Source organism: Oleiphilus sp. HI0132, from assembly GCF_001635845.1.
In genome coordinates, this window is record NZ_LWGJ01000548.1 from 1 (window position 1) to 663 (window position 663).

2 protein-coding genes are annotated in these 663 nt (G+C 44.5%); both read left to right on the forward strand.

Going from position 1 to position 663, the window contains the following annotated elements; translation table 11 throughout:
- On the forward strand, positions 1-243 hold a 243-nt coding region (locus A3766_RS06570; RefSeq protein ID WP_197479386.1), incomplete at its 5' end, for a 2OG-Fe(II) oxygenase.
- Between the two features lie 129 nt (positions 244-372).
- Positions 373-663 (forward strand): transposase (locus A3766_RS06575; protein ID WP_197479387.1); only part of this gene is annotated, 291 nt, incomplete at its 3' end.

Consider the following 663-nt stretch of genomic DNA (forward strand, 5'->3'; position numbering starts at 1 on the left):
CTCACTTTGGTCGCCTATTTTAATAAAGACTGGACGCAAGAGGATGGCGGTGAGTTAGTTGTATACAAGGATCAGGATGATCAAGAAGGGCAAAAAGTGCTTCCTAGCTTCGCGACACTGGTGGTCTTTCTTAGTGAAGAGTTTCCGCATGAAGTGCTGCCAGCTAAAAAGGATCGCTACTCGATTGCGGGTTGGTTTCGGGTGAATACTTCTTCGGCGGACCGGGTTGACCCGCCGGAGTAAAACGAAATGAGAGAAAAGTAAAGAAAGGGGACGGAGGGATTATTAATTGACCAGCAGACAAACTTCTCCGTAAACCCAAACTCTGATACTTTCAATGATTCTTAATCCATACGCAAAAAGGAGTTTGCGATGCCGAGAAGAAAAAGGATGTATTTGCCTGACGTGCCCTTTCATATTGTTCAGCGCGGGAATAATCGAGAAGCCTGTTTTTACTCACCTGAAGATTACCAATTTTACTTGCATGTTCTAGGCGAGGTACTGAGCCGTTACAATGTGGCGCTTCATAGTTATGTTTTGATGACCAATCATGTGCATTTACTTATGACAGCTTCAGAGCAAGATGGTATTTCTCAAGTGATGAAGGTGTTGGGTAGCCGTTATGCGCAGTACTTTAATAAGACGTACAAGCGCACAGGAACG